Raw genomic sequence first — 1775 nt, 5'->3', positions numbered from 1 at the left:
AGGACGAACGGAGTTTGGGGGCTCCAAAATGTGGAAATTATTCAAGGACTATTCCCAGGTACAAGGGGGTTCACAGCTGATAGATACTGAATCCGCGCACATGCCAGCATAACCCCTTATTTTTTCTTCATATAATTTTTAAATTTCCAAACGGGGGGCGTTTGAGGGGCTAATTGGAGGTTCTATTGCTCCACCTGTAAATTCCAAACCCTCCGGCATGGTCGGTATTCACTATCGTATTTTGTGAGCGGTTCTATAATTGTGCCAACATTTGTACTCACAGCAAAAATTCGCAATAGAGGCAGCCATTAATGATTTTATGGGAAGAAGAGTAGTCTCTGAATGATCGGGAAAAAATCTTTGAGTTTCTTTATGATTTTAATCCTGAAGCAGCAGAAAAGACTGATCTGATCATTGATACAAAAGTTGAAAACTCATTAAAGCAACCGCTTATGGGGGGCAGCATGGTGTTTTTTTTAATTCGAAGCAGGCAGAAAAATTCCGAACATGGAACTTTTTCCCAAAATTGGTTTCAAAAAGAAAAGGTTGTATTATGATTCAAAGTTCTGTTGTGTCACCTCAAGTAAGCTCATTCATTCTTAATACTAAAATACCTGATTCAGATATCCCAATAGGTTTTTTTGGTCTTAGATCCGTAAATATTCCATATTGCAAACCTGATCAAAGTGATATTGCTGTACTTCCTGATTCAGTATTGGTATCTATAGCATCAAAAATGTCTTTTTCTGATTTTGTGAATTTCAGTGCAACTCATACACGTAATGTTTCAATACTTCGATCAGATTATCTCGTTAAAAGAATTTTTGATCGTGATGAAAGCATGCAAGAGTTGTTGCTTTTAAGAGATTTATTGAAAAGGATTAAAAATTTATATTTAGAGAGATCGGAATATTTTCCAAATTCATTTTGTACCAAGTGTTCAAATATAATTTTTGATGAAGGGCCTGGTCAATTAAAATTCAAGTTATCAAACGAATTTAACGATTCGAATGCTCGTAACCTTTCAAACACAAAGACATATAACAATTTTAGTTTGTTTGTGCTGAGTCTTTATGATTTTGCTTGTGATCAGTCCGTGCATTCAAGCTGGAGAGCATTTTGCTGTAATCTGATAGTAAAAATCAACAATAACTATGGCATTGAAGATGATACGCTTGCTTTTGAAAGAGCAGATGAATTCTTAACTTTTGCCAAAGGTGTAGATCAAGCGGATTACGATGATAACAGGATAAAATTGACCAAATTATTCGATTTTATGATGACAAAGCCTAGTACTACGGAATTAGATAAATTTATAGAGAAAAACTTGAGCTAAAGTGCGGTTCAAAACATTCCCGGTAGGCGTAAATCAATCGCCCGCTGGTATTTTTCACCCGCAAATTGGCAATGGTACTCACTACGACAATGGTCTTGTTGTCGATATCTTGGGGCAGAACCTGCTCCACCGCCTCAATATCCAGCACCTTGACGTTATGGTCGAAGGTTCGGTCCAGTTCATACAAAAAACTCTTCCTTTGTGCTCTTTATGCCTTTGTGATTAATAGCTTTTAAGTCTTTTAGCCACTGGTTTTAGTAGCTAAACGCAATATCTCCGACTGGCTGGCAGCTATCCAGCAGATACTTTCGTGAGGTATCAATCACCGCCAGGTCATCCAGGGTATTACGCCCCAGCAGTATACTCTGGGGAAACTTGGAACGTGAGGTAAGGCTGAACTCGGTGGTGGTTTTTATATTGCCCAGTTCAATGGTGGCTT

The 1775-nt window shown here is 38.0% G+C and carries 2 protein-coding genes and 1 pseudogene; 1 reads left to right on the top strand and 2 read right to left on the bottom strand.

Annotated features, from left to right (window positions below):
- Window positions 1-553: 553 nt before the first annotated feature.
- Window positions 554-1336, top strand: coding sequence for a hypothetical protein (locus KDK15_RS00050; protein WP_257293326.1), 783 nt, complete (start codon window positions 554-556; stop codon window positions 1334-1336).
- Here KDK15_RS00050 and KDK15_RS00045 read toward each other — a convergent pair.
- Together KDK15_RS00045 and KDK15_RS00040 are read right to left on the bottom strand one after the other, a co-directional pair.
- Window positions 1314-1523 carry a hypothetical protein gene (locus KDK15_RS00045; protein ID WP_257293325.1) on the bottom strand — a complete coding sequence of 70 codons (210 nt, stop codon included), beginning with the start codon at window positions 1521-1523 and terminating at the stop codon, window positions 1314-1316. The two genes, KDK15_RS00050 and KDK15_RS00045, sit on opposite strands and share 23 nt — an antisense overlap.
- 67 nt (window positions 1524-1590) lie before the next feature.
- Window positions 1591-1775 (bottom strand): annotated as a pseudogene (locus KDK15_RS00040) (RimK/LysX family protein); the annotation flags it as partial.

The organism is Endozoicomonas sp. YOMI1, assembly GCF_024606345.1.
Taxonomy (GTDB): Bacteria; Pseudomonadota; Gammaproteobacteria; order Pseudomonadales; family Endozoicomonadaceae; genus Endozoicomonas.
The sequence above is the reverse complement of the archived record's forward strand: the minus strand, read 5'-3'. Positions and strand labels throughout refer to the sequence as shown.

Excerpts from the sequence above, each read along its gene's own strand:
- KDK15_RS00050 (WP_257293326.1), top strand. The coding sequence starts at position 554 with ATGATTCAAAGTTCTGTTGTGTCACCTCAAGTAAGCTCATTCATTCTT.